This window comes from Alteromonas sp. ABH2_165, assembly GCF_056159945.1.
The window spans coordinates 422,116-448,374 of record NZ_JBSWWF010000002.1 but is presented as its reverse complement, the minus strand read 5'-3'; the positions used below and the strand labels follow the sequence as shown (position 1 = coordinate 448,374).

Annotated in this window: 22 protein-coding genes and 1 pseudogene; 14 read left to right on the top strand and 9 right to left on the bottom strand. The window is 48.6% G+C overall.

Annotated features, from left to right (window positions below; genetic code table 11):
* Window positions 1–116 precede the first annotated feature (116 nt).
* The 7 genes and pseudogenes from ACXAFQ_RS06525 to ACXAFQ_RS06495 all read left to right on the top strand — a co-directional run.
* Window positions 117–1,097, top strand: coding sequence for an ABC transporter substrate-binding protein (locus ACXAFQ_RS06525; RefSeq protein ID WP_474818872.1), 981 nt, complete (start codon window positions 117–119; stop codon window positions 1,095–1,097).
* Window positions 1,039–1,878 carry an ABC transporter permease gene (locus ACXAFQ_RS06520; protein WP_474818871.1) on the top strand — a complete coding sequence of 280 codons (840 nt, stop codon included), beginning with the start codon at window positions 1,039–1,041 and terminating at the stop codon, window positions 1,876–1,878. Before ACXAFQ_RS06525 ends, ACXAFQ_RS06520 begins: the two co-directional genes overlap by 59 nt.
* Window positions 1,875–2,597 (top strand): ABC transporter ATP-binding protein, encoded by a 723-nt coding sequence (locus ACXAFQ_RS06515; protein ID WP_474818870.1) that lies wholly within the window; start codon window positions 1,875–1,877, stop codon window positions 2,595–2,597. The genes ACXAFQ_RS06520 and ACXAFQ_RS06515 overlap by 4 nt, the downstream gene beginning before the upstream one ends.
* A 79-nt stretch (window positions 2,598–2,676) precedes the next feature.
* Window positions 2,677–3,888, top strand: coding sequence for a nitric oxide-sensing protein NosP (gene nosP / locus ACXAFQ_RS06510; RefSeq protein ID WP_474818869.1), 1,212 nt, complete (start codon window positions 2,677–2,679; stop codon window positions 3,886–3,888).
* On the top strand, window positions 3,854–6,547 hold the full coding sequence (locus ACXAFQ_RS06505; RefSeq protein WP_474818868.1) for a NahK/ErcS family hybrid sensor histidine kinase/response regulator: 2,694 nt from the start codon (window positions 3,854–3,856) through the stop codon (window positions 6,545–6,547). The genes nosP and ACXAFQ_RS06505 overlap by 35 nt, the downstream gene beginning before the upstream one ends.
* Before the next feature lie 119 nt (window positions 6,548–6,666).
* Window positions 6,667–6,912 carry a type II toxin-antitoxin system Phd/YefM family antitoxin gene (locus ACXAFQ_RS06500; protein ID WP_474818867.1) on the top strand — a complete coding sequence of 82 codons (246 nt, stop codon included), beginning with the start codon at window positions 6,667–6,669 and terminating at the stop codon, window positions 6,910–6,912.
* Window positions 6,908–7,072: pseudogene (locus ACXAFQ_RS06495) on the top strand (type II toxin-antitoxin system RelE/ParE family toxin); the annotation flags it as partial. The gene ACXAFQ_RS06500 and the pseudogene ACXAFQ_RS06495, both read left to right, overlap by 5 nt.
* Window positions 7,073–7,117: 45 nt before the next feature.
* Here ACXAFQ_RS06495 and ACXAFQ_RS06490 read toward each other — a convergent pair.
* The 5 genes from ACXAFQ_RS06490 to ACXAFQ_RS06470 all read right to left on the bottom strand — a co-directional run bounded on the left by ACXAFQ_RS06490 (window position 7,118) and on the right by ACXAFQ_RS06470 (window position 11,423).
* A complete protein-coding gene (locus ACXAFQ_RS06490) occupies window positions 7,118–7,783 on the bottom strand; it encodes a response regulator (RefSeq protein WP_474818866.1) in 666 nt (221 codons plus the stop codon).
* A 72-nt stretch (window positions 7,784–7,855) separates the two neighbouring features.
* Window positions 7,856–8,653: an ABC transporter permease gene (locus ACXAFQ_RS06485; protein ID WP_474818865.1), complete on the bottom strand. Its 798-nt coding sequence runs from the start codon at window positions 8,651–8,653 to the stop codon at window positions 7,856–7,858.
* The gene (locus ACXAFQ_RS06480) at window positions 8,650–9,387 is read right to left on the bottom strand and encodes an ATP-binding cassette domain-containing protein (protein ID WP_474818864.1); all 738 of its coding nucleotides are present in this window, start codon (window positions 9,385–9,387) and stop codon (window positions 8,650–8,652) included. Before ACXAFQ_RS06480 ends, ACXAFQ_RS06485 begins: the two co-directional genes overlap by 4 nt.
* Window positions 9,384–10,340, bottom strand: a complete 957-nt coding sequence (locus ACXAFQ_RS06475; protein WP_474818863.1) for a YVTN family beta-propeller repeat protein — start codon at window positions 10,338–10,340, stop codon at window positions 9,384–9,386. Before ACXAFQ_RS06475 ends, ACXAFQ_RS06480 begins: the two co-directional genes overlap by 4 nt.
* 3 nt (window positions 10,341–10,343) lie before the next feature.
* Window positions 10,344–11,423 (bottom strand): ABC transporter substrate-binding protein, encoded by a 1,080-nt coding sequence (locus ACXAFQ_RS06470; RefSeq protein WP_474818862.1) that lies wholly within the window; start codon window positions 11,421–11,423, stop codon window positions 10,344–10,346.
* A gap of 399 nt (window positions 11,424–11,822) precedes the next feature.
* Between ACXAFQ_RS06470 and pedF the strand changes: the two genes are divergently transcribed.
* The 5 genes from pedF (at window position 11,823) to ACXAFQ_RS06445 (ending at window position 18,893) form a co-directional block, all read left to right on the top strand.
* Window positions 11,823–12,269: a cytochrome c-550 PedF gene (gene pedF / locus ACXAFQ_RS06465; protein WP_474818861.1), complete on the top strand. Its 447-nt coding sequence runs from the start codon at window positions 11,823–11,825 to the stop codon at window positions 12,267–12,269.
* A gap of 5 nt (window positions 12,270–12,274) precedes the next feature.
* Window positions 12,275–13,159 carry a substrate-binding periplasmic protein gene (locus ACXAFQ_RS06460; RefSeq protein WP_474818860.1) on the top strand — a complete coding sequence of 295 codons (885 nt, stop codon included), beginning with the start codon at window positions 12,275–12,277 and terminating at the stop codon, window positions 13,157–13,159.
* A gap of 495 nt (window positions 13,160–13,654) precedes the next feature.
* Window positions 13,655–15,421, top strand: a complete 1,767-nt coding sequence (locus ACXAFQ_RS06455) for a methanol/ethanol family PQQ-dependent dehydrogenase (RefSeq protein WP_474818859.1) — start codon at window positions 13,655–13,657, stop codon at window positions 15,419–15,421.
* 104 nt (window positions 15,422–15,525) lie between these two features.
* Window positions 15,526–17,643 carry a 4Fe-4S binding protein gene (locus tag ACXAFQ_RS06450; RefSeq protein ID WP_474818858.1) on the top strand — a complete coding sequence of 706 codons (2,118 nt, stop codon included), beginning with the start codon at window positions 15,526–15,528 and terminating at the stop codon, window positions 17,641–17,643.
* Between the two features lie 377 nt (window positions 17,644–18,020).
* Entirely contained in the window at window positions 18,021–18,893 is an 873-nt protein-coding gene (locus ACXAFQ_RS06445; RefSeq protein WP_474818857.1) for a PEP-CTERM sorting domain-containing protein, read from the top strand.
* A 93-nt stretch (window positions 18,894–18,986) separates the two neighbouring features.
* On the opposite strand, the gene ACXAFQ_RS06440 is transcribed toward ACXAFQ_RS06445, so the two are convergent.
* The 3 genes from ACXAFQ_RS06440 to ACXAFQ_RS06430 all read right to left on the bottom strand — a co-directional run bounded on the left by ACXAFQ_RS06440 (window position 18,987) and on the right by ACXAFQ_RS06430 (window position 21,591).
* Window positions 18,987–19,988 carry a proline iminopeptidase-family hydrolase gene (locus tag ACXAFQ_RS06440; protein ID WP_474818856.1) on the bottom strand — a complete coding sequence of 334 codons (1,002 nt, stop codon included), beginning with the start codon at window positions 19,986–19,988 and terminating at the stop codon, window positions 18,987–18,989.
* A 55-nt stretch (window positions 19,989–20,043) separates the two neighbouring features.
* Window positions 20,044–20,517: an NYN domain-containing protein gene (locus tag ACXAFQ_RS06435; RefSeq protein WP_474818855.1), complete on the bottom strand. Its 474-nt coding sequence runs from the start codon at window positions 20,515–20,517 to the stop codon at window positions 20,044–20,046.
* A gap of 168 nt (window positions 20,518–20,685) precedes the next feature.
* Entirely contained in the window at window positions 20,686–21,591 is a 906-nt protein-coding gene (locus ACXAFQ_RS06430; protein WP_474818854.1) for a LysR family transcriptional regulator, read from the bottom strand.
* Between the two features lie 100 nt (window positions 21,592–21,691).
* Here ACXAFQ_RS06430 and ACXAFQ_RS06425 point away from each other — a divergent pair, with 100 nt between their 5' ends.
* Together ACXAFQ_RS06425 and ACXAFQ_RS06420 are read left to right on the top strand one after the other, a co-directional pair.
* A complete protein-coding gene (locus tag ACXAFQ_RS06425) occupies window positions 21,692–22,855 on the top strand; it encodes an MFS transporter (protein WP_474818853.1) in 1,164 nt (387 codons plus the stop codon).
* 243 nt (window positions 22,856–23,098) lie between these two features.
* Window positions 23,099–24,376 carry an aminotransferase class V-fold PLP-dependent enzyme gene (locus ACXAFQ_RS06420; RefSeq protein WP_474818852.1) on the top strand — a complete coding sequence of 426 codons (1,278 nt, stop codon included), beginning with the start codon at window positions 23,099–23,101 and terminating at the stop codon, window positions 24,374–24,376.
* A 22-nt stretch (window positions 24,377–24,398) separates the two neighbouring features.
* Here the strand turns inward: ACXAFQ_RS06420 and ACXAFQ_RS06415 are convergent, their stop codons facing one another.
* Entirely contained in the window at window positions 24,399–26,252 is a 1,854-nt protein-coding gene (locus ACXAFQ_RS06415) for a metallophosphoesterase family protein (protein ID WP_474818851.1), read from the bottom strand.
* Window positions 26,253–26,259: the final 7 nt, after the last annotated feature.

Genomic DNA, 26,259 nt, shown 5'->3' with positions numbered 1-26,259 from the left:
GTTGCCTGAAAAGGCGTAAGTCCGGTACCCGTCATTCTGGCGGGTACCTTTTTCCTCTGCTGGTCTACGCTTAATAAGGTAAGCCATTCTCAAAACCTAGAAGAAAAAAGTACCTTATGACTGCATTGCCGCGCATTCTGTTTCTGTTAAGCCTCCTATTCTCCAGTTTTATGCAGGTTAAAGACGCGTTTGCCAAAGACGTTGTCCGCGTAGGTGTTTTACAGTACGGCACAGTGAACTGGGAAATGCAGGCCATTGAACACCTAGGCTTGCAAAAAAACCATGATATTCAAGTAGAGGCGATACCACTTGCATCTACTCAGGCGCTACTTGTCGCACTTCAGGGCGGAAAAGTAGACGTCATTCTCAACGACTGGCTATGGGTAGCCAGACAAAAAGGCCTTGGCCGCGAATACCGTTTCGCGCCTTACTCGTCTAACGGTGGCCAACTTGTTGTTAGAAACAACGCAAACATTCATTCACTCAGTGACTTAAAAGGCAAAACTATCGGTATCGCCGGCGGGAAAACCAATAAAAACTGGGTGCTATTCAAAACATTTATTCAGCAACAAACCGGATTAATACTGGGCAAAGACATCGTCGTTAAATTCGGTGCGCCCCCCATGCTTAATGCACTGGTAAAACAAGGCGAACTGGACGGTGTACTCAACTTCTGGCACTACGCTGCGCAGCTTAACGCTGAAGATATGCCGACACTGCTGACAATGGAAGACTTACTTCAAGCTTCAGGTATCGAGACAAAATTACCGGTACTAGGCTGGGTATTCAGTGAAAACTGGGCTAATGAGCACCGTAGCGCGATTAATTCATTTCTGGCGCTGTCAGCCGACGCGAAGCAAAAAATGAAAGAACAGGACGAGGTATGGCAATCGCTACCCGCTTTCACTCGCTACCCAATACCGGCGCAGCCTTTTCTTATTGCCGGATTTCGTGAAGGTATCTTCACCCACGAGACCAAACAAACCGAACCCGCCATGGCGAAGGTGTTTGCCATGCTTGTAGCCAACCAGGAAGACAATGATGTCACCGGTAACCTCACAGCCCTGCCAGAAGCCATCCTTTGGCAATGGGAATAGCGTGTCTGGCGAACTAAATGCCAGCACTCAGCGTTGGTACCAGCTTCCGGTATTGAAGCGGCTGGCATCAGTGTGCCTGTTACTGGCTTTCTGGCAAGTGTACGTGGCCGTGTTTAACCCTGCCCTCTTGCCTGCGCCAACAGACGTATTTGCCCGCTTAGGTAGTGAATTGCAAGGCCCGCTACTGTATCACCTCGGCCAAACGTTACTCCGCGTTGCCATTGCATTTTCTATTGCTATGGTAATCGGCATTGCCATTGGCCTGGTTATGGGTCATAGCAAACGGGTTGATGACTGGGCAGACAGCATTCTTACTCTCATGCTGAATGTACCTGCACTGGTCACCATCATCCTGTGCTTTATCTGGTTCGGTCTGAACGATATCGCCGCTATTCTGGCTGTGGTGTTAAACAAGGCGCCGAATGTGGCGGTGACCCTGCGTGAAGGCGCCCGTGCCGTAGACAACAAACTGATGGAAGTCGCCAAAGTTTACCAGTTGTCTCCACTACGAACCTTCAGCAAGGTGTATTTACCTCAGCTTTATCCGTATGTCATCGCGGCTGCACGAGGCGGCCTTGCCCTAGTATGGAAAATCGTGCTGGTAGTAGAACTTATTGGCTGCAGTAATGGGGTTGGCTTTCAGCTTTCTACCTATTTCCAACTGTTCGATATCACCGCCATTTTAGCCTACACATTGGCCTTTGTTAGCATTGTATACGGCATTGAGGCGTTGGTTTTACGCCCGCTTGAAAAAAGGGTGTCAGGGTGGCGTCAACGATGAGAATTGAAGTCAAACAAAAGGCATTTGAAGCCGCTACCCCACTAATCGCCGATCTGAATTTTTCCGTTGAAGAAGGTGAAATTGTTGCTCTTATTGGTCCGTCTGGCGCAGGAAAAAGTACGCTGCTGAACATTATCGTCGGGCTCGATACTGAATACGACGGTACGATTGCCGAAGTGCCCAAGCGTCCTGTTGGATTAATGTTCCAGGAAGCCCGCCTGATGCCATGGCTCACTGCGCTGGAAAATGTCACATTGGTTGCCCCCGCCACCCATCCTGATCCACAAAGCGAAGCGAAAAAACTACTCTCACTGGTAGGGCTGGAAAAAGACATCAACAGCTATCCTGCGCGATTGTCTGGCGGCATGGCCAAACGCCTGGCGTTAGCGCGCGCGATGATGTTTAACCCTGGCGTATTACTCATGGATGAACCGTTTTCATCACTGGACGCCCCGGCCGCAGAAAGTTTACGACGATTATTATTGACGCTGAAAGAGGAACAGCCTTTCAGCATTATTCACGTAACCCACGACTTAAAGGAGGCCGTCACCATAGCCGACCGCGTGCTGATATTAGACGCAAAGCCCATGACCATTGTGCACCAGGAAATTATCTCACTGCCCCGCCCGCGATTCCTCCACGATGAGGCGGTCAATGAGGTATGTAAACCACTGTATAACGCCTTCCCGGCACTCCTTTATGGAGACACAGACAGGTGAGTCCGTATGTGAAATTGCACAACATTGTTGTTAAGTATTTGTGAAACAGATATTATTCCTCCATACCTCTGGAGGAAACATGAGTCGTCAACAAGCACAACTGGCTGTCGCCCACGATGTAGTCAGCGGTGTAGCCCGCGCCGGGAGTGAAAATCAAGACCCGGTAAAAGCTGCTGCTGAAATCTATCGGGCACTTGCTCCGTGTGAGCCTACCTGCGTGGTATTTTATTGCTGCACACGATATCCGCTGGAGTTACTCTCCCGTGAATTATCGCGCTACTTCCCTGATATTACCGTTATCGGGTGTACATCTGCGGGTGAAATAACCCCTTTTGGGTACTGTAAACATAGCATTAGTGCGTTTGGTTTAAGCCATCAGTCTTTTGCAGTGGAGTCAGTACTCATTGAGAACCTGACGGCGTTTACTAAGAACGACGCCGATGTTTTGGTTGCCAGCATGATGGATAATCTACGGAAAAAGGCTGTCACGCCCACTCCTATCGACAAGCATTGCTTTGCTATGACATTGCTCGACGGATTATCCATCCGCGAGGAGCAGGTAATTGCTGCTCTGAGTACCAGTTTGCATGAAGTGCCGCTGGTGGGAGGTTCTGCCGGTGATGACCAGCATTTCGTAGACACCCAGGTATTCTATAACGGTAAATTCTACAGCGACGCTGCCGTATTCATGCTGGTGAATACCACCTGTATGTTTGAAGTATTTTCGCAGCATCATCTGGCTCCGCAACAGGAAAAACTGGTAGTCACTCAGGTATCACCCAATTTACGTGTGGTACAAGAGTTTAATGCCGAGCCCGCTGCACTGGAATACTGCCGCATCAACAACCTGAAATTGGAAGATCTCAATCCTCGCACCTTTGCCATGTATCCATTGGCGGTTCAGATTGGTGATCATCTCTACATTCGTAGTATTCAGCAGGTTAATGACGACCTCAGCCTTACCTTCTTCTGCGCAATAGACGCAGGCGTAGTGCTTACACAAATGACCTCACCTGGCTTGCTTTCTCATACCTCAATGATCTTTAATTTATTGGAAGAATCAGTGGGTGAGATCCAACTGCTTATTGGCTTCGATTGCGTGCATCGCCGCGCTGAAGTTGACGAGTATCAGTTGGAAACAGAAATGTCTGCGTTATACCGGGAGCACAATGTCATTGGCTTTAATACCTATGGTGAGCAAATCAATGGGTTACACCTTAACCATACCTTCACTGGTGTTGCTATAGGATATCCCCGTGACGAATTCCAGCCAGAACATACCTACTCATAGCCCCTACCCGGCCGTTGAAACTGAATCCGCTTCCGACGAACTGGAACGGCTTCGTTACGAAAATGAAAAGCTCACTAAAATCAATTCGGTATTAATGCGCCGTGTGGAAATGGGCTGGGGCAACCACAGTGATGCTTATCAAAGCTTTGAAGACGCAGCACTGCTGGCCGACAAGGTTAAAGAGCGTACCTACAAGCTTCAGCAAACCCTGCACCGGCTTGAAGAATCCAACCAGCAACTCGATCAAGCTCGCCACGAAGCGGAAATTAGCCGGGTATCGTCAGATCAAGACAGACAACGACTGACCGACGCCATCGAGAGTATTTCAGAATCGTTTGTGTTGTTCGACGCCGAACGCAAAATTGTGTTGGTAAACAGTCGTTGCCGTGAATTCTGGAACCGTTTCGGCATTAAGTTCGAAATGGGAGTAACAACTTTTCAGCAAATCACCGCCGCTTCGCTGCCGTTAGTCGATCATAGCTGCAAGGTTCAACGTAAAGTCAGTGCGTTTCCTGAATCCATTACCCAGACGATTTTTAAATTGCGCGACGACACCTGGATTCAGATGTCGGAAAGGAAAACCGCTGAAAATGGCCTGGTGGTGGTGTACACCGATATCACCAACATCAAGAAAACCGAAGAACTTCGCTATCAAACCGCCATGGCGGAACAAGCACAGTTGCTGAAATCTACCCTTGAAAACATGACCGAGGGTGTGGCGCTCATTAACGAAAACAATGAGCTAGAAACCTGGAATCAGCAGTTTCTTGAGTTTGCCGGTTTACAGGAAAGTGAGGTGCGCCGAGGCGACAAGTATGATGACCTGCTCGCCAACAGCGAATTACACGCCCTGCCTGCGTTACGTTTATCTGAACAACTCAACGACGATGGCTTCTGCGAGACAGAAGTGACCATGCAAAATGGCTGTGTGTTGTTGTTCAAGAGCCACCTGATCCCTTCTGGCGGCATGCTCAATACCTTTACCGATATTACCGAGCGCAGTCATCATCAGCGTGCATTACAGGAAAGTGAGCAGCGCATACGCTTAATTACCGATGCCATGCCGGCGCTTATTTCCTACGTGAATAAGGACATGTGCTACGAGTTCGTTAACCGCGAATTCGAAAAGTGGTATCACCGTTCCCGTTCAGAGATCATCAGTCAGCATCTACGCCACGTGTTGGGTGAGCAGGCCTTCAATAATCTATTCATCTACATCGAACGGGCAATGCTGGGGCAATCGGTGAACTTTGAGGTAGAAAGTACCATGGAGAATGGCAATAGCCGGATCTCCAATAAAACCTACATTCCCCATTTCGATCACGACCGCAACGTGGTGGGCTTTTTTGCCCTTGAACAGGATGTCACCGAACAACGTAGAACAGCCCGGGCCCTTAAGCATGCTTACGATTACATGGAGCAGCGGGTTAATCAGCGTACCAAGAAAATTTCTGAGATTAACGCACAGTTGCGCAAAGAAATTGAAGACCGCCAGTTAGCACAAATCCACTTGCTGGAAGCTAAGCGCGAGGCCGACCACGCCAACGAATCAAAGAGTAAGTTCCTGGCTGCCACCAGTCACGATCTACTTCAACCTATGAACTCCGCACGCTTGTTTGTTAGCGCGCTGGCAGAACAAAAGTTACAACCAGAAGCACTAAAGCTGACAAATTCATTAAGTTATTCTTTGGAAAATCTCGAATCGCTAATTTCCGCCCTGGTAGACATTTCTAAGCTGGAAGCGGGCCTTATTGAGCCCGTACTCGACGACTTCGCGGTTGAAGATTTAATGACAAATCTGGAAGCTGAATTCCGTCCTCAAGCAGAAGCGAAAGGGCTCAAATTCCGTTTCCGTAACTCGTCCAGAGTAGTAAATTCCGACGGCTATCTACTGGCCCGCATCCTGCGAAACCTGCTTTCCAATGCCATTCGCTACACCAATGAAGGCACAATTCTGCTGGGTGCGCGACGCAGAGCCCACGGTCTTGAAATTCAGGTCTGCGACACCGGCATCGGTATACCGGCAGATAAGCTCAGCGAAATATTCCAGGAATTCAACCGGGTAGAAGCGAAAAAACGGCGTCACGATCAAGGTTTGGGTTTAGGACTGGCCATCGTTGATAAGCTCGCTACCGTGATGAATCACAAAACCCGCGTGGCATCAGTGGAGAACAAAGGTTCCCGCTTCACGGTAACCCTGCCCTTTGGTACTCAACGCAGTACAGCAGATTTACCCATTAAACCTGCAGTACAAGACCGGTTTAACAGTCACCTGGAAGGTGCAAACCTACTGATCATTGATAACGACGAAGCCATTTGTCGTGGTATGGAAGAGTTACTTACCGGCTGGGGCATTGATGTGACCAGCGTACAAACACTGGAAGACCTGGCGCGGGATAACTGGCTAAAAGACTTACAACCTGATCTCGTCGTTGCTGATTACCATCTCGACGATGGAGATACGGGCTTTGACGCGCTGGAAATTGTAGAGCGAGAGCTGGGCAGCGATGTGCCCGTAATTATGATCACCGCCAACTACACCAACGAGCTTCGTCAGTCCGTGCGGGCCAAAGGCTATTCACTACTGAACAAGCCGGTTAAGCCTCACAAGATGAAACTGGCGTTGAGCAACCTGATGTCGAAAAAGGCTGGGGAGTGATTTCAGACGACCTGTCTCATCACTTAAGTCCGGCCATGACTGTTTCCAATTTGTAAATGTGTGAATGATAGAATAGTATCACTTGAGTGATACTTTAGTGTTCATCGGAGACACCGTATATGAAAGTAGAATTGGTCACATCGCTTAAGCGGCAGGCGACAAAAATTCTTGCTGATTTACGTGATACAAAAGAACCTGTTTTGATAACAGAACATGGTATTCCTTCGGCTTACCTCGTAGATGTCAGTGACTATGAGTTTATGCAAAATCGTTTGTCTATTCTAGAAGGCATAGCACGGGGAGAACGTGCACTCTCTGATGGCAAGGTTGTTAGTCATTCAGAAGCTAAAAATAGCATGTCCTGAATCAGGACGCATTCCGCCCGAACTTGAGCATTTAAATTATCGCGAAGTTGTAGCAAGTCCTTGCCGGATTTTTTATAAACTGGAAGCAGATAAGGTATTCATCTTATACGTCATGCGGGAAGAGCGGGATTTACGTAAATTCCTGTTAAGCAATAAGTAGCATAAGCTGCGACCAGCCATGGCAGCCGGCCACATCATCATTTATTCATCGCATCAAATAATGATTAAAGTCGATGCTGGCCGCACACAGGGCAGCCTGAATGCGGTTGTGCACGTTAAGTTTATTGAGAATAGCAGATACGTGAGCCTTCACCGTGGTTTCGGCTATGTTAAGTTCGTACGCAATCTGTTTATTCGACTTACCCTTCGCAATACATTCAAATACCAGCAGCTGACGACGGGTTAGCGCTGCAATCAGTTTAGGGTCGATTTGCTGAGAATTACTGTCATCTTTTGGCTTGCTGTTACCACCTTTGCGAATAATGTCTGGCGGCAAATAAACCTGACCCGAAAGCACTTGCTCTAACGCTGCTACAATCTGCTCACAGCTGGAGGATTTAGTGATAAAGCCTACTGCACCATAGGTAAACGCCTGCAATACCACGTTTTTATCTTCTTCAGCAGAAACGATCACGATGGGAATTTCCGGAAACTGATTTCGGAATCGAACAATACCGTTCAATCCGTCCATGCCTGGCATGTTTAAATCGAGCAAAACCAGATCAATGTTTGGATTTTCTTCTGCGACCTCAATGGCAGCATCGAGATCAGTACAGGTGACAGTTTTCGTGTCAGCGATATTGCGCTCTACGAAATCTGTAATGGCATAACGAAAAAGTGGATGATCGTCTGCAACCAGGATCTCTACCATAATTGTAAACCTTTTGTTAATTCTAAACGAATAGTAGTCAATTCAGCATACCGCTGTCGAGCATTAAGCTGTCTACTTGCTTGGTTTTTTCTTTTGTTGCATACCACGCTTTGGATCGTACCCCCAAATTGCCACGCCGCAGAATAGGACTGTGGTAACTAGAGTGACCCATGTTGCCGTAGGATTCCAGCTTTCATATAAAGCAAATCGTATTAATTCAACGCCATGGGTAAAGGGATTGTACGCTGACACCCAATAAAGCGACTCATTCGATTCTTTAAGTTTCCACAACGGATAAAGCGCTGAGGAAAGAAAGAACATGGGAAAGACGACGAAATTCATCACTCCGGCGAAGTTTTCTAACTGCTTGATAAACGACGACAACAACAAACCGAGAGCGCCTAGCATTAAGGCGGTTATCAGCAGAGCTGGAGCAGCATATAAGTAGCCCATCAGCGGCACTTCAATACCCAACAGCCAGGCTACCAGGAAAAAAGCATAGGCTTGCAACAACGATATAATCGCCCCAGCCACCAGTTTCGACACCAACAAAAATGGCCTTGGCAATGGGCTGGTAAGCAAAATTTTCATACTTCCCATTTCCCGGTCGTATACCATCGACAAAGAACTTTGCATGCCGTTGAACAGCAGAATAATTCCTGCTAAACCCGGCATAATATATACATCATAGGTGATATACGTGTCGTAGGGCGGAATAATTGCGATGCCCAGCGCAGCCCGGAATCCAGCAGCGAACACCACCAGCCACAATAAGGGTCGTACTAGCGCACTAACCAGTCTGGCTTTTTGATGCCAGAAACGCCACATTTCTCGAATCACAATGCCTTTGAACGCAACCCAATACTTCATGCTGCCTCCCCGGAAGTAGTGAGGTTGCGATACAGTGATTTCACGTCGCCCACCTGTTCATCATCCAGCGCTTGCTGACAGGGTTTGTCGAGCAGAATTTTGCCCTGATGTAACAGAATAAGGTGGTCTTCAGGCAACACTTCATCTACCAGGTGGGTCGACGACAACACAGTAATGCCCCGTGATTCACACAAGCCACGAATATGCTGATTGATGCTGTCGCGGGTTGGCATATCCAGTCCCACACTGGCTTCATCGAGAAGCAAAATGGCCGGTTCATGCAGCAATGCACGGGCTATTTCCACCCTGCGACGGTGGCCACCATTTAACGAACGTACAGAATCTTTTTTGCGGTCGGTAAGTTCAAAGCGAGCAAGTTCGCGCTCGATAGCCGCTTTACTCGCTTTTGTAGACATGCCGTGAAGACTGGCGTGGTATTCCAGGTTTTGCTGCACGGTGAGGTCTAAATCCAGCGTGCTTTGCTGAAACACAATGCCCAGTGCTGCCAACGCTTTGCGCGGTGCCTTCAAGGTGCTGTGACCGGCCACATCAATGGCGCCGTCACGGGTTTGAAGCAGCTGGCACAACAGATTAAACAGCGTACTTTTACCCGCGCCGTTTGGCCCTAGCAAGGCGTAAAACTGCCCCTGCTCTAGTTGCAGATCCACGTTGTCCAGCACCCACTTTTGCAGGTAACGATAACGCAGCGAATCGACTTTCAGGGCCAGACTCACGGCTTCACCGCCACACCCCAAGGGTAGCGACCCACTTTCAGGGTTTTAATCACTTTTAAATCGTCGGTGTCAATTACCGAGACGTCTCCACTCACGCCATTGGTCGTCAGCAGTAATTTTTGATCGTTGGCGAATTCAAGCATCCACACTCTGCGACCGACTAACAGGTAGTCCAGTACTTCGTAGGTTTTCGCATCAACCACAGCAACATGATTAGCAGGACCCAGTGCCACAAACGCATATTTGCCGTTATCGGTGAGTTTTACGCCTACAGGCTGAACTTTGTCTCTGTGCACGCCGGGAATTTTAAAATTAATGGTATGTGTGATGGCTTTGCTGGCCACATCAACAATGGAGACAGTGCCGCCAATCTCAGAAGATGACCATACGGTTTTGCCATCTTTGGTAAATTCCACATGACGGGGGCGCTGATCCACCAAGGTATTATCGACAAGTTCCTGGGTGCTGGCGTCAATCCAATGCAGCATGTTGGTGGTTTCAGAGGTATTGATCACCCATTTCCCGTCCGGACTGGCCGCCATGCCTTCAGGCTCTACGCCCACGTCGATTTGTGCCACCACATCCCGCTTTTCAGTATCGACCACCGTAACAACGGCATCATCTTCGTTAGCGATGTACAAGTGGTGATTGTTAGGATGCAGTGCGAACTGCTCAGGATCTTCACCAGAAGGCAGGTTATGGATAATTTTGTTGGTTGCCACATCCAGTACCTGCACCGCATCAGAATCACTGGCGCAGATGTACAAATATTTGTAGTCGTGACTGAAAATAATGCCCCGGGGGCGCATGCCGACGTCAATGGTTTGCAATACCTCTAGGGCGTCGGTATCAATTAGGGTCAGAGTGTCATCTTTTTCATTCGATACGTAGGCAATATCTGCCATCGCCGGGCTCGCAGCCATCATCATTACAGGCAAAATCCAAGACTTCATTATTTACTCCTGTGCCATTGAGCAGCGCACTTCAGGTTTGTCATACCCCAGCGTATCCAGGTCGGTATTCGGATGCAGGAAACCCTGCTGAGGCGACTGGGAAACCAGAGATTCAGGTTGAACAAGAGGAATGGGTTGTCGTAGCTGACCGTTCCACTTTCGGAAGGTAAGCTTACGCCCTTTGAATGCCGCCAAATCGAACTTATCACTCATAAGATACTGATAAAGCGTAGCAGAATTCGCTGATTTGGTGCGAGTGACGGCTTCAGAAACCGCCCGTACGGCCAGCCAGGCGTTGTAGTCATCTTCATTCATCGGGCGACCATTGGTATCGAAAAAGCGGTTTTGCAACTGCAGTGCTCCCCACTGTTCAATACTGCGATGCCAGCTAGCGGCTTTCATTCCGTGCGTACCGGCTACAGGGCGCGGCAGGTAAGTGTTGTAAGGAAGATAAAAGCCGAACAGGTTACCTGCGTCAGCCACCAGCACCACGTCGTAATCTTCACCCTGCGTCAGTGCAGGCACTTCCTGCTGAGAGGTGCGACGTAGGTCCGTATCGAAGGTCCAGGTTCTGCGGCCGGTAATTTCTGTGCCGAAACGCTTTGAACTTCTTACATAAGCGTTAGCCATGGCTTTATCTGCCTCGCTGCTCCCTTCTACGATAAACCATTCACGCCACCGTCTCGCCATTAAAAACTGTCCCAGTGCATCGCCTAGCATGGCGTAGCTCGGAGCTGTGTGTAGCAGCCCAGTCTGACATTGGTTAACCCGCCAACGATCAGACTTATTTGTGGCGTTGATAAATAACCGGTTGCTAGCTTCTGGCAGTGCCAACATTGCCGACATTACCTTGTCTGACACATCAAGGATAACGGGCCCTGGGTTCGTGGCAAGCCAGCTTTTCAACGACTCGATAAGCTCAGCAGAATCCGCCCCCTCAACCACTTGAAGAGCGTAATGCTGCTTTAAGAATTTCCCGGTGGTGTTGCTATCGACAATGCCCAGTTCAGCACCCGCAACGCCGTTATTCTCAGGTGTTTTAAACAACGCTAGCGATGGCGAAGGTTTACTGGAGGTTTGCATAACGTACGCTATATTTACGGTCAGTTCATTGGCGTGAACGGGCGGTAAGCAAAGCATAAGCAATGGCAGGAAAAAGTTTAGGCGCAACCGTTTACAGCAACGCTTCGCTGCACGTAAACATAAGGTCTTGGCAAGTTTCGCTATTATTTTTTTATATAGGGCGGTCATTCCGACCCTCCTTTTCGCGAAGGTGAACTAAATACTAGTTGATGCCCCCGCCATAATGAATGAGCTTAAAGGATGAAAGGTTTACTACCTTAGTACAATTGGAGGAAAAGCGCTTATATCCTAATTTGTAAAAGGTGTCTGGTTGTGTCGCAAATACAACAAAACCAACTGAAGTTGTCCGCCAACTCTAACCAGCATTGACACTATCTGACAACTTTTGGAGATGTACACATGAAAACTTTTTCTACCATCATGCGTAGCACGCTTGTAGCAGTGATTGCGCTTTCTTCCGCGCAGGCATTTGCCCACGGCGACGTTACCCCTCAGGCTGTCGATACCAGTGCGTTACCGCAATTAGGTGAAGAGTGGAAAACAACTAATCCATTCACCGGCAATGAAACTGCCATCAAAATTGGTGACTCAGCTTACAACCAGAACTGTGCACGTTGTCACGGTCTGGAAGTTATCTCTGGTGGTATCACGCCTGATTTGCGTAAACTTAATGACGAAAACGAATTTTTCAGCCCGGAAGAAGCTGATGAGTGGTTCCTGATGCGTATCCGAAACGGTGCAGTAATCGACGGTCGCGTTTATATGCCTCCGTTTGAAGGCATTCTGAGCCAAGAAGCGATGTGGGCGATTAAATCTTACATTGAGACTCGCGGTACGCCTGAGTAACGACCATGGCTCGCTTATTACGTTGCTGGATAACGGGCCTGGCGCTGACTGCTTTTATAGCAGCCAGCGCTTTTTCAGTTCAGGCCAAAAGCTACGACGACATCATCGATGCTGGCGTCATCACCATCGCGGTGTACAATAACTTCCCTCCCTATTCCTACCTGGAAAACGATAAACCGACGGGTATCGACATTGACGTGGGCAATGCCATTGCCGAAGGTTTGGGCGTAAAAGCCGAATTCATGTGGATCAATGCCGACGAGAACCTTGAAGACGACCTGCGTCAGGCCGTGTGGAAAGGCCATATCATCACTCGCCAGAAAGCCGATTTAATGTTGCGTGTCCCTTACGACCGTAAGTTTAGCTATGGCATTGATGGCTACGGTTTACCTCGCAATGAAATGGTGGCCATGTTTGGTCCCTACCATCGTGAGAAATGGGCGCTGCTCAAAAACACAGAAAAGACCAACGGCATCGATACGCTAGCGATTTTTCAGTATGAAAAAATTGCGGTAGAAATCGACTCGTTGCCCGACACCTTTCTGGGTTCGACCATTGGCGGCCGTTTGCGCAAGAACATGGTGCATACAACCACCACCTTCGATGGCGTTGATTTGTTCAAGAAGGGTGAAGTTGCTGCTGTCGCGGGTATGCAATCTCAGTTGGAGTGGGCACAACCTGCCTCTGAACAATACACCATCAATGCTACCGGCTTAGCTGCCATGAGCATAAAAGCCTGGGACATCGGCATGGCGGTAAAAACGGACTACCGACAACTTGCCTATGCCATTGAAGGCATCACCGAGCCGATGATCAAAGACGGTCGCATGCAAAGTATCTTTGAAAAGTACGGCGTCACCTACACTATTCCTGGTCTTTATGCCGAATAGCCGGTGACACCCCATTCAACTCTAAGAAGCCCAGTTTTTATACCGGGAACTTTTCCCTACTCACCCTTAAATAGCCAGCATTACAGCCTTGTTTTAGTTCCAATTTCGCGCCACTTTTCACATTCACCGCTTTTATATAAAACACCAAAAAACGTAACACTATCAATGCAAAGCAGCTAAATGACAGCGGTTTGGTTACGACTTTTCGAAGCAAATAAGCAGGTAGTACTACTAAGGGATTAAAAATGATAATCCAAGGTTTAATGGTTGTTAAAAAAACATTAGCTAATACTGATGCTGTCGTCATCCGAACATAGTCTATGCTTAGTGACTGTTGCCCAACTCATAACACGCCGGAAGACGGATTAAACTATAACGCTAGGCAACCTGGAAAAACCTCTCCCAACCTTTAACGAGGTTTTAGAAAGGCGCGCCGGTTGCGCAAAAAGGTGGAATAACCACCTCAAGCACCTGTTGAACTACTGGAGAAACCTGATGAAATGTCGAACAGTTTCACGTCACCTGATTAGCTCTGCTGTCGGTCTGGCTTTGTCTCTTAGCACCGTTGTTGGTGTTCAAGCGGCAGGCGTTACCGATAAAGATATCCTCAACGATGCCAAAACTACCGGCGACGTACTTAGTTATGGTATGGGCCCGCGCGGTCAGCGTTTTAGCCCTCTGGACACGCTGAACACCAAAAACGTTAAGAAAATGCACCCGGTATGGGCATTCTCACTAGGTGGCGAGAAGCAACGTGGTCAGGAATCACAGCCTCTGGTACACGACGGTGTTATGTTCGTAACCGGCTCTTATTCACGTATTTACGCCATTGACGTAAAAACCGGTGATGAGCTGTGGCAATACGAAGCCCGTCTGCCAGACGGCATCATGCCTTGCTGTGACGTAATCAACCGTGGTGCAGCACTGTACGACGACCTGGTTATCTTCGGTACACTGGACGCGATTCTGGTAGCACTTGACCAAAAGACCGGTAAAGTGAAATGGCGTAAGAAAATGGGTGACTACAAAGCAGGTTACTCTTTCACAGCTGCGCCTATGATTGTTAAAGGTAAAGTTATCACCGGTATTTCTGGTGGTGAATTCGGTATCGTAGGTAAAGTGGAAGCCCGTGATGCGAAAACCGGTGAACTGGTATGGACCCGTCCTACTGTTGAAGGTCACATGGGTTACCTGAACGGCAAAGAAAACGGCATCACTGGTGGTGAAGCGAACAAGACCTGGACTGGCGACCTGTGGAAAACCGGTGGTGCAGCAACATGGCTTGGCGGTACTTACGACCCAGATCAAGATCTGATCTTTATGGGTACGGGTAACCCTGCACCGTGGAACTCTCACTTACGTCCTGGTGACAACCTGTACTCTTCTTCACGTCTGGCTATCGACCCTGATACCGGCGAAATCAAATGGCACTTCCAGACCACGCCACACGATGGCTGGGACTTCGACGGTGTTAACGAACTCATTGCCTTCGACTACAAGTCAAAGGGTAAAACCGTTAAAGCAGCGGCTACCGCCGACCGTAACGGCTACTTCTATGTACTGAACCGCGAAAACGGCGATTTCATCCGTGGCTTCCCATTCGTAAGCGGTATTACCTGGGCGAGCGGTCTGAACGACGACGGTACACCTATTTATACTGAAAACGGCCGTCCTGGTGACCCTTCTGAAAGCGAAAACGGTGAGAAAGGTAAAACAGTATTCTCAGTACCTTCATTCTTAGGTGGTAAGAACTGGATGCCTATGGCGTACAGCGAAGACACTGGCCTGTTCTATGTACCTTCTAACGAATGGGGTATGGACATCTGGAATGAGCCAGTAAGCTACAAGAAAGGTGCGGCTTACTTAGGCTCTGGTTTCACCATCAAGTCAGTATTCGAAGACCACATTGGTTCACTGAAAGCGGTTGATCCGAAAACCGGTGAAACTGTGTGGGAATACAAGAACGGCGCGCCTCTGTGGGGTGGTGTTCTGGCTACTGCGGGTAACCTGGTATTCACCGGTACTCCAGAAGGCTATCTGATGGGCTTCGATGCGAAGACCGGTGAGATTGTTTATAAGTTCAATACAGGTTCAGGTATCGTCGGCTCTCCAATTACTTGGGAGATGGACGGTGAGCAATATCTGAGTGTTCTGTCAGGTTGGGGTGGCGCCGTTCCTCTTTGGGGTGGTGAAGTTGCCAAACGCGTAAAAGACATCAACCAAGGCGGTACAGTCTGGACCTTCAAGTTGCCTCGCTCGTAACGCGGGCATCGTAGCAGGGTTTTGGTCCCACAACCCTGTTGCGAGTTTTTCTTTGAGGAGCTGGTATGGACCTGACGCCAGCTCTTTTTTTAAGGACCCACCTCATGACAGGATTCATCCATACTGCCTTTTTAAGACTCCTCTTCTTCATTACACTCTGCATTAGCACATGTGCCACGCTGGCCGAAGAAGTCAGTATCGATGATTCCCTTATCCAATCCATTTTTCCTAAAGCCACGCTCATAGGCGAAAAGCAAACCGATGTCCCCGTACAACCGGTTTATCAGTTACAGGAATTACTGGGCTATGTATTTGCCAGTAACGATTTGGTGAATTTACCCGGCTTCTCGGGTACCCGAATCAACCTGCTTATTGGCATAGACACCGCCGGCAATGTGAAAGGCATTCGTATAATCAATCACCATGAGCCCATTTTCCTGCATGGGCTTGGCCCGGAACCCATGCTCAATTTCATTAATCAATATGAAGGCTTGAATGTGGGACAGCGGGTAATTGTAGATTCTGCTGCCAAGAATAATCCGGACGACCCCTCTACAGTGCATGTGGATGGCGTTACCAAAGCCACGGTGTCGGTGATCATCATCAATGACACCATTTTGTTGTCTTCGCTTAAAGTTGCGCGTCAATTATTATCCGGCTTCGCCAGTTCACCGCTGGCCACGCCAAAAGATACGTTTGAAGAAAAGAACTGGCAGCAGTTATTGGAAGAAGGTCTGGTACGTCATTGGCGTACCAGCCAACAAGCGATGGCCGATGGCTTTAACATCGAGCTTGATACATTCCCCAGCGATACCTTTGACCTTTCTTACGATAACTTCGACGTGTATTACGCCTACCTGAACGCCCCAACTATCGGGCGTAATTTGTTGGGTGACAGCGAATATCAGCGCTTGATGACAATCCTGAAACCTAACGAGCAGGCTTTTCTGGTGATGTCGGAAGGTTTCTTTAACTACCTGGAAGACGACTTCAAACCCGGCACGGTAGCCAATCGCATTTCGCTGACGCAGAATGATTTGCCCTTCCCCATGCGGGATTTAAATTTCTACAGCTATGCCGACCAGCAATTGGGCACTGGCATGCCTGAGAGCGACGATGTGCAGGTATTCGTGGTAAACACCCAGTCTGGCTTCAACCCTGGGGATACCATGTCATTGAATCTGAACATTGATATTGCCCGCAACCATCTCATCCGCAATCAACTGCACCTGCACGATGATTACAGCCTGCCGGAAACCCTGTTTGATTTTGCCGAAGCCGTGGTGGAAGAAGCCCCGAAAGCGCCTTGGGTGCGGATTTGGGAAAACCGCATCGTGGATATTTCCGTTCTGGTGGTGAGCCTGATTCTGGTCACGCTGATTTTCATCTTCCAGCATCGCTTGTCGGGTAACGAGAAGCTATTCCGCTGGGTTCGCTGGAGTTTCCTCACCTACACGCTCATATTCATTGGCTGGCTGTGGCAGGGACAGCTTTCCATCGTCAACATTTATCCAATCCTGCAAAGTGTGATCAATGGTTTCGACATCAATATGTATTTGATGGACCCCATTCTGTTCATTCTCTGGAGCTACGTATTCGTTAGTCTGTTTATCGTTGGGCGTGGTATTTTTTGTGGTTGGCTGTGCCCGTTTGGCGCACTGCAGGAAATGGTGGGCTGGGTGGCGAAAAAGCTGCGTATCCGCCAGAAGAAGGTGCCTTTCGACGCTCACAGTAAACTCTGGTGGGTTAAGTACGCCATTCTGATTGGCCTGGTGACCACGTCTTTTGCATCAGTAAGAGTAGCCGAAATCGCCTCAGAAGTGGAACCGTTTAAAACCGCTATCACACTCCAGTTTGTACGTACCTGGCCGTTTGTTTTGTATGCCGTAGCCTTGCTGGTTGCCGGCCTGTGGATCAATAAATTCTACTGCCGCTATGTCTGTCCGCTGGGCGCCGGCCTGGCCGTTCTGGGTTACTTTCACGCCGGAGAATGGCTTACCCGTCGCAAGGCTTGTGGCAACCCATGCACATTATGTCATCACAAGTGCGACATCAAAGCCATCACGCCCAAAGGCGATATCAATTACAACGAATGTGTGCAGTGTCTGGAATGCATTGTGTACTACAACAACGATGATTTATGCCCGCCGCTTAAGAAAGCCAAGCGACAGGATAGAAAACGCAATCAACAGATACATATCGTTAGCCCTCATGCACATTAACCGTCTTCAGCGGCTTCTTTTCGCTGTTAACCACAGTGCACATGCAGTAAAAACGCGCTATCTAATACTTTTTTATTGTCGGTAAAAATTACAACCCAAACCGTATAAAATTTACACAGAATTTAACTTTCTGTTAAATAAGAATTTCCTTATTTGGCTTATTTTTTGCACAATTTAAGTTCGCATTTAGCCGTTTAATTTGCGGAAAAATTCTTAGAAAAACTTCTAAGCAAGGATATAGTCAAATCATAGGAAATTTTGCAATGCAAAAGTCAAAGTCGCGCCTTTTAAAGGCATTAAGTATCTCTGCACTTGCTCTGTCAGCGTCATCGTACGGGGCCCTTATACCAAGTTCGACTTATTATGGAAATGTCGGAATGTCCACAGATGGATGGGGCGGTTCGAGTAATAGCGGTATTGTTAGTGCTAGTGTAGACGCAGGTTCAACAGTTGTGGCTGCATACCTTTACACTGCGACTCAAGGTTCAAATACTACGCCAACCGTGGCACTAGACGGTGTGAATGTTACTTTTGGCCCTGAGGTCACTAATCCAAGTTATCCACATACAGGAATGCATAAAGCAGACGTAACTTCCATTGTGAAGAGTACTATCGATGCTGGTCCTGGTGGTATCTACGATTTCAGTATCGAAGAACTCGTGGGTGGTGCATCAGTTGATGGAAGTGGACTGGTTATCGTTTACGAAAACTCAAGTTTACCGATTGCTTCTGTTGGCTTGCTGGATGGTTTCTCGGACATTCTCGGCGATACAACATCAATTAACTTCGCAAGCCCTTTAGATCCTACCTCGCCAGGATTTTTTGCGGAGATGGTGTTAGGTATAGGCTTTAGTTGCTGCAATCAGGCCTCTGACGTTTCAGTCAATGGTACACTGATTACAGAAAATGCCGGAGGATTTGATGACGGTGAAAACCAGGCAAATGGTTCGCTGATCACCTTCGGCAGCTTCGACGATGCTTATTCACCGTTCATGCCTTCCTATGCTGAAGATACAGAACGTTACGACCTAACAAACTACATTAACGTTGGCGATAGCTCGATCACAGTAGATACGATTAACCCTTCAGTTAACGACAATATTTTCTTTGCTGGATTTTATGTTTCCGGGGAAGCGGGTTTCAATGCCCCACCACCATCTGTAAATGCGCCAGAGCCTGGTACCCTTGCAATGATGGGTTGCCTTTTAGCCGGGCTCGCCGGCTTCAGACAAAGGGTAAAGCGAAGCTAATTAACTTGAAAGGTTTTGTACTTTACATGCAATGACTACACTCCGCTTCAGCGGAGTGTTTATTTTGCGCAAGTCGCTGTGACAGGGAGTACTTTACTTGTCTTTTCTGTCCAACCAGCTTTTCAACAATGCAAACGTAATGCGTGGCCGATCGCTATAGAAACCGTGTGCGCCACCGGGTACCACAGCCAGCTCAGCACCGGGTGTCAGTGCCAGATAGTCCTGCACCGTATCAATCCGGGCTGAGTCATATTGACCAATCATAAACAGGGTTTTCATTGGGTCGATGTCTGCCAGTAAATGGGTGGCATCGTAGCTCTTTAGCACGCCGGTAGATGAAAACTCACTCGGTCCCCACATTTTGTTGTAGATAAGCGGGTTAAAGCCGTTGCCGCCTACGTTCTCGTAGTAGACTCTAGCCGCTTCGGTGCCAATACCCCGGGTGTAATAAGCTGAATAAAGTTTGGTGTAAGCCTTACGACAAACATCGCCTTCTGGTGGCTTCGCTGATTCGCACTGTTTCAGCGTTTTTTGTACGTTTTGCGAGGCGGCTTTTACCAACAGGTTTGCATCCATGATCCAATGTGGCGTCGAAATAAATGTGCCTCCCAAAACCGTAGACACGGTGTGCTGGGGATATTTAGCCGAGTATTCCAGTGCCAGCGCCGAGCCCCAACTATGGCCCACAACATGCCACTCATCTAACCCTAGGGTTTTTCGAATCGTCTCTAGAGAATCAACAAATCGTTCGACCCGCCAGTTGGCCGGATCGTTTGGCTGCTCTGATTTACCACTGTCGAGTTGATCGTACATGATCACCATTCGATCGTTGGCCAGCTCAGTCATGCCGACGAAGCCATTGTGCGTGCCACCCGGGCCACCGTGAATAAATACCACCGGCGTTGTGTTTTTATGTTCGATTCCATTTAAACGCACATAGATCTTGCCGCCTTCCACCGGCACCATCAGCTCTTTTTCTGGTTGGGCCCAGGCAGCCGTTTTTGCCACAGCAGTGAAAGACGTTACACAGAAAGAGAGAACCGTGACTAACGATAGAGCAACAGCTTTGGCTGAGTAGGGGAGTTTTACGCGCATGAAGGAATCCGGTTAAATGTTTTAAGAATTATCAGTTTGACAGCAGCATGGGGGTTCAGAGTAGCAGATTATCCGTTACCTGCACAAAGCGATCAGCCGCGCGCTTCAGGCTGTCGGCAGTCAGCGCCTCAACACCGTACACTTCCACTTCACATTGGTGCTTTTCCCGGGCACGCTGAACCAGCAAATCAAAATCACCGTCGCCGGACACCAGTACAAGTATGTCGCAATGTTCCGCCGCTTCCATCATGTCCAGCGTTAAACCCACATCCCAATCGCCTTTAGCACTGCCGTCGGCGCGCTGGATAAACGGTTTAAGCTTCACCTCAAAGCCAATAGCTCTGAGAATATTCTGAAACTGCTTCTGCTTTTCGTCGTTACGATTGATAGCATAAGCATTGGCTGTCACCACTTCCCTATCGTGAGTCACCTCAGCCCAGAAACGGTTGTAGTCAAAATTGCGCTTAAACGCACTGCGGGTGGTGTAATAGACGTTTTGCACGTCTACGAAAATACCGACTTTTTTCACAACAGGCCTTATTAAATTTGTATAGCGTTAACCATCAGCAAAACCGGGGCAACCAGCATAGCGCATTACTGACTTTAATATTTTACATTCTAACAAGAACGCTCCATTCCGTTGTAAAAGAAAGCCCTGTTCGGATTTATATAAATACGGGGAGAGAAGTAGCATTTTCTAAGAGTTGGAAGCCATTTTCTCAACCAGATAATCCACAAACACCCTCACTCTGGCCGGCATGTGTCGCCCGCCAATAAACACAGCGTGGATAACTTCTTTGTCTTGTGGGTTGAAGTCTTCTAGCAGTGGAACAAGTTGTCCCGATGCGAGCATCTGTTCGATATGAAAGTTGCCTACCCGGGTAATGCCAATATCAGCCATGGTAAGTTCAACCAGCGTTTCACCATTGTTCGACGTCATATTCCCTTCTATGGGCAGAATGTATTCTTCACCATTTTCACGAAAAGGCCAGCCGGGCTCTATGCGCTGAAAACTGAAATCCAGGCAATTAAAGTGTTTTAAGTCTGCAGGGGTTTCGGGAATGCCTGCCTGTGCTAAATAGTTGGGTGATGCGACAATGGTTCTGCCGGTTTTACCTAAGCGCCTGGCGGTCAAATTGCTATTAGGTAAAGGGCCGAAACGAATTGCGACGTCAATATGGCCGTCGGCCACATTACTGATTTTATCGCTCACCTCGACTTCTATTTTAATGTTGGGATAACGCTCTAAAAACTCTTTGTACAAAGGAATCATGGTCAAACGACTGTAGGCTGTTGCGGTACTCACTTTAATTAACCCGCTTGGACTCGCCCGGTCGGCAATGGCGCGCTCGGTCTCTTCGACGTCTTTTAAGATTCGCCTGGCAGCCAGGGCATAAGATTCCCCTTCGCTGGTTAAGTAAAGCTTGCGAGTAGAACGAACAAGCAACCGCACACCTAAACGCTTTTCTATTCGGGTCATCATCCGGCTTACTGCCGACGGTGTTAGACCGAGTTCTCTGGCTGCACCACTCAAACTGCCGAGTTTCGCCACCGTTAAAAAGGTTTCCATTTCAGTCGTTTTATCAGCTTTAACTTGCTTCATTTGTGAATCCAATGCAAAACAGATTAGCTTTCCACCCCACTACTCGGGGATTCTCTATGTCGTTATATTCCCTAACATCATAAATAAACTTGAGTTCAACATGAAGATTAACTTCCCACTGATGGCGCTGGCCATTGGTGCTTTTGGAATTGGTGTAACGGAATTCTCTCCTATGGGAATGCTGCCCGTGATAGCAGATGACTTAGGCGTCTCTATTCCAACAGCAGGTATTCTCATTAGTGCATATGCTTTTGGGGTATTGGTGGGTGCGCCGGTCATGACTTTACTGTTTGCCAATATGCCGCGCCGTCGCCTGCTAGTTTTGTCCATGGGCATTTTTACCCTAGGCAATTTAATGAGCGCGCTGGCCGACAGTTACAGCGCATTGATGATTAGCCGCATTATCACCTCGTTCAATCACGGCGTATTTTTTGGTGTTGGTGCTGTCGTCGCAACCCAATTAGTGCCGCCAAATCAACGTGCCGGTGCGGTTGCAGCAATGTTTTCAGGGCTCACCATTGCAACTGTTGGCGGTGTGCCGCTGGCAAGCTTTGTGGGCACAACGCTGGGCTGGCGAAATGCGTTTCTAGGTATTGCGGCTATCGGTTTGGTTGCAATGATAGCATTGCGCTTTAGCTTGCCTCCGTTGGTGAATCAAGAAAAAGCCAACATTCGAAATGAACTAGCTGTGTTAAGCAAAGGGTCGGTGTTGGCAGCACTACTGTTAACGGTGGTGGGTGCCAGCTCTATGTTCACGGTATTTACTTACATTGTGCCAATTCTGCAGCAAGAAACTCATGCTTCGACGACTTTTGTCACAGCTATGCTGGTGCTTTACGGCGTGGGGCTTGCGGTGGGTAATGTGCTGGGCGGACGCTATGCCGACCGCACTTTGTACGGCACATTAATCGTATCGTTAATTGCGGTCATTCTGCTGCTGGTGATCTTTACCGTTACCATGTCTTCTTCCGTTGTTGTTGTGCCACTGATTTTCCTTTGGGGCATTGCTAGCTTCGCTGTGGTTCCACCGCTGCAATCATTGGTGGTTCAGGAGGCCAGCGAAGCGCCGAATCTGGCATCGGCCATGAACATTGGTGCGTTCAATCTTGGTAATGCGGTTGGCGCAGCTTTAGGTGGCGGCGTTATAAGTGCAGGCCTTGGATTACCAGCGGTAGCCTTAGCTGGCGCAGGCACCGCCTTGCTTGGGCTACTCATGGTGTTAGTTGCCAGCAGAAATAAAACGAGCTTTGCTTTAAGCACCTAGCCGGAATTAATAATCAAATAACCGGCCAGAAAAAGGATGCACCTGCTTATCGTGCAGGTGCCTTCAAACGGCTGATAGCCCCTTCTCTCCCTCACTGCTTCACTATCCATCTCTCCGGCTACCGCATCTTCGGCTAGATTTTCCGCACATCCGTCTCAAAACCGGGACTTTTACATTTCAGGGTTATAGCGTAGGAATTGCAACACTATAACATTACTAAAAATAACAAGGTTCGGGGAACAAATGTCAACCAGAAGACAGTTTTTGAAATATTCAGCGGCATTTGCCGCATCATCTACCGCTTTGTCTTTATCTGCTCAGCAATTTGAAAGTCCGGTTGGTTCAGCTGCAACCGTGGCCAGGGATGAGAACTTTTGGCAAGCCGTACGCAGTCAGTTTGATGTGCAAAACGACATCATCAATCTGGAACAGGGCTACTGGGGCAAAATGGCCAATCCTGTTCAGCAGGCCTTCTTTGACCACACGAAGAAGGTCAATCATGCCATGTCCTGGTACGTGCGTAAGCAGTATAAAGCCGATTTTCTTGCCGCGCGGGAGTCTGTTGCTGACGCTTTGAAGGTTAAAACTCATGAGATCATGCTGACCCGCAATGCCACGGAATCATTTGTAAATTTGATCACGCAATTCAATGATTTTAAGGAAGGCGATGAAATCTTGTGGGCAGATATAGATTACCCTGCCTACCAGGACATGATGGTCTGGTTAAGCGAAAGCAGAAACGTAAAAGGTCACGAGTTATCACTTCCGGCCTCCGGTGCAGATGATGATTACGTTGATGCGTATCGCAAAGCATTTAAGCGCAATCCACGTTTAAAACTGATGCTGCTTACCCATGTGAGCAATCAGCATGGCCTTGTTATGCCGGTTAAGCGTATTGCAGAACTTGCGCGAGAACATGGAATCTATGTTATTTGTGATACCGCTCAGTCCTGGGGTCTACTCGACTTCACGCCGGATGAACTTGGTGTCGACTGGGCAATTTTCAATTTGCATAAATGGATTGGTTCACCGGTGGGTGTAGGCGCTCTGTATATGCGGGAACAAACCTTAGCACCTGTAATGCCCTTTCCGGGCGAAGATCCGGGCGACAATGACGTGGCTAACCGCGTACATCTTGCAACGTCTGACTTCGCCAGTTTCTTAAGCGTGCCAGATGCCCTGGCATTTCACCACAAAATTGGCGGCAAAAATAAAGAAGCGCGGTTGCGGTATTTGTGGGAAAGCTGGACGCTACCACTGAGGGAAAACCCTGAAGTTGAAATACTTGGCGCAGCCAGTTCAGATAATGCATCTGGCATGGGTGGCTTTCGTTTAAAAGGCAAAACCAGCCCCGAAGAAAATCAGGCATTACAAAAACGCCTGGAAGAAGAATTTGGTATTTTTACCGTTGTCAGAAATGACTTATCCAGCGGCAGTAATATCCGCGTGACGCCGCAAATTTTTACTCCGGTTGCCCACATGCAGAAGCTAGCAGAAGCGATCATCACGATAGCAGGCTGACAACGGGGCGCAACGTGCCCTGTTAAACGCCCTTCACCGTGATTGACGTAACGTCCCGTGATACCGCCACGTTGCTGAGCAGTTCGACAAAGCGCCTCACCTGTTGCGTTTGCTCAGGAGCAGCTTCTGGCAACTCACAATGTAACGTGGTATCACTGAGGCGCTCGTATACCACCTCCCGTCCACCAAGGTCAGCAAACTGACCGGCGTTCCTGATACGGTAATAATCATTAGCCAATGTGATAGCGGGCATTGCGAACAGTGCTTCATCAGTAACACGACTAACATTGCTGCATATCAGCGTTTGAAGTGCGTCACCAACCGTTTTGCTTTGAATGAAAGTAGCCAGCGGCTGCGGCCATTCACGACCCACATAGCGCTGACGCACCACTTCTTTTAAATGCGCGTCGGTAAAACGCAGATAGTCCGGCGCATCTAAAATGGTTTTATCCCAGTTTATCAGTCCCGCCTGGTTGCGGTATTGCCACTCTTGAGCATACACAGGGAATAAGGTATCGAAACGGCCGACTTGCTGCTGAATGATGGTATCAACCTGAGCACTGCCATCATTGCTTAAGGTAACCACGCTGTAGCCTGGCTGATAGGCAGCCAGCGACGGCACCTGCACATTCACCAGCCCGCCGGTGTCTTCAGGTTGTGCAATGTCGTACAGGTGCATATGCCCGGCCATATGCAACCGCAATCCGAGATCAGATAAAATTTGCGTTGTCGATGCTGACGGCATACGTTTGAGTTGCATGCCGGTGTCTCCGAACAGCTCAGCCAGCTGCTTTTGTGTGTTGTCGTAGAAGTCCGCCATGGGAAAATGGCTGAACGCAATCAGGCGCTTGTTGTGCTTTTCAGCCCGCTTGACTACGCCCGCTATCCAATCAAGGAGTTCAGGTTTGTAGTCCACCAGCGCGTTATAACCCGCATTTCCCGAACCATTAAATTCCCGCGACGAAACCATTCCTTTGGGTGTATACACATTGGCGTCGATAGCCAATAGCCAAAGGCCTTCTACCGGTTCAACCAGATAGCTGGCATCAGGCATGAAAATACAAGATTCCCCGTTCTCTTCAGTCGAATTGCTTTCCCCACTTTTACTTTCTGGATCGCACCAGCGCCAGCCCCGTTTAGCAACATCAGCTGTACCAAAGGGCGTTTCATACAACGCATCCTGTGATGACGGGCTGAAGCCCTGTGATTTCAGGGTTTCCATGATGTCAGCATAGCCCCATTCCCGCAGTGCATTGCTGCATTGCCATGCCGATTTATTCAGGCAATCAGGGTGGTCAGGACTCATTACCGCTACTTCTTTGCCGCTGCGATGCAGGAAGTCCTTCTTTCCTCCGGCACGGGAGAAGGGTCGCACGGGGTCGTGGTTGCCGGTAATTGCAAAAAAGCGCATGCCGTATTTGCCGGTGTATTCAGCCAGAATGCTAGCCAGCGCCCTCACGTTGGCGGGCTGTCCGTCATCTGAAAAATCGCCGGGTAACGCCACCAGCTTAATGCCTTTGGCAGCAATCTCATCCAATGCAGCAAGAAAAACAAAATAGTTTTCATTGAACAGCCGGGTGCTGTTGAGCTGCGCCTGCATGCTACGCATTAACACTGGCGTTTGTGCTCCCTGTGAGCTGATAGCTGAGGTTGGGATATTTACTATCAACGGCAGTTCAGAGGCATCCAAATTTTCAGCTGCCGAGAAGAAGTCATGCAAATGAATGTCTGCAAGAAAGGCAATTTGTAACTCCTGCTCTTTCTCCTGATTATCAGGTTCCGGCACTTCAGTTTTCGCCGCTTCGGCACCGCAGCCAGAAAGTATTATTCCGGCAACCATACCAAACACCCATTTTCCCCATAGTACCGTTTTCATTTTTTTC

Bases quoted from the DNA above. Each gene is read 5' to 3' on its own strand.
- ACXAFQ_RS06485 (WP_474818865.1), bottom strand. From the start codon at position 8,653: ATGAAGTATTGGGTTGCGTTCAAAGGCATTGTGATTCGAGAAATGTGG.
- ACXAFQ_RS06430 (WP_474818854.1), bottom strand. From the start codon at position 21,591: ATGAAGCAAGTTAAAGCTGATAAAACGACTGAAATGGAAACCTTTTTA.
- nosP (WP_474818869.1), top strand. From the start codon at position 2,677: ATGAGTCGTCAACAAGCACAACTGGCTGTCGCCCACGATGTAGTCAGC.
- ACXAFQ_RS06525 (WP_474818872.1), top strand. From the start codon at position 117: ATGACTGCATTGCCGCGCATTCTGTTTCTGTTAAGCCTCCTATTCTCC.
- ACXAFQ_RS06450 (WP_474818858.1), top strand. From the start codon at position 15,526: ATGACAGGATTCATCCATACTGCCTTTTTAAGACTCCTCTTCTTCATT.
- ACXAFQ_RS06520 (WP_474818871.1), top strand. From the start codon at position 1,039: ATGATGTCACCGGTAACCTCACAGCCCTGCCAGAAGCCATCCTTTGGC.
- ACXAFQ_RS06460 (WP_474818860.1), top strand. From the start codon at position 12,275: ATGGCTCGCTTATTACGTTGCTGGATAACGGGCCTGGCGCTGACTGCT.
- ACXAFQ_RS06500 (WP_474818867.1), top strand. From the start codon at position 6,667: ATGAAAGTAGAATTGGTCACATCGCTTAAGCGGCAGGCGACAAAAATT.
- pedF (WP_474818861.1), top strand. From the start codon at position 11,823: ATGAAAACTTTTTCTACCATCATGCGTAGCACGCTTGTAGCAGTGATT.
- ACXAFQ_RS06455 (WP_474818859.1), top strand. From the start codon at position 13,655: ATGAAATGTCGAACAGTTTCACGTCACCTGATTAGCTCTGCTGTCGGT.
- ACXAFQ_RS06470 (WP_474818862.1), bottom strand. From the start codon at position 11,423: ATGCAAACCTCCAGTAAACCTTCGCCATCGCTAGCGTTGTTTAAAACA.
- ACXAFQ_RS06490 (WP_474818866.1), bottom strand. From the start codon at position 7,783: ATGGTAGAGATCCTGGTTGCAGACGATCATCCACTTTTTCGTTATGCC.
- ACXAFQ_RS06420 (WP_474818852.1), top strand. From the start codon at position 23,099: ATGTCAACCAGAAGACAGTTTTTGAAATATTCAGCGGCATTTGCCGCA.
- ACXAFQ_RS06440 (WP_474818856.1), bottom strand. From the start codon at position 19,988: ATGCGCGTAAAACTCCCCTACTCAGCCAAAGCTGTTGCTCTATCGTTA.
- ACXAFQ_RS06475 (WP_474818863.1), bottom strand. From the start codon at position 10,340: ATGAAGTCTTGGATTTTGCCTGTAATGATGATGGCTGCGAGCCCGGCG.
- ACXAFQ_RS06445 (WP_474818857.1), top strand. From the start codon at position 18,021: ATGTCCACAGATGGATGGGGCGGTTCGAGTAATAGCGGTATTGTTAGT.
- ACXAFQ_RS06425 (WP_474818853.1), top strand. From the start codon at position 21,692: ATGAAGATTAACTTCCCACTGATGGCGCTGGCCATTGGTGCTTTTGGA.
- ACXAFQ_RS06415 (WP_474818851.1), bottom strand. From the start codon at position 26,252: ATGAAAACGGTACTATGGGGAAAATGGGTGTTTGGTATGGTTGCCGGA.
- ACXAFQ_RS06515 (WP_474818870.1), top strand. From the start codon at position 1,875: ATGAGAATTGAAGTCAAACAAAAGGCATTTGAAGCCGCTACCCCACTA.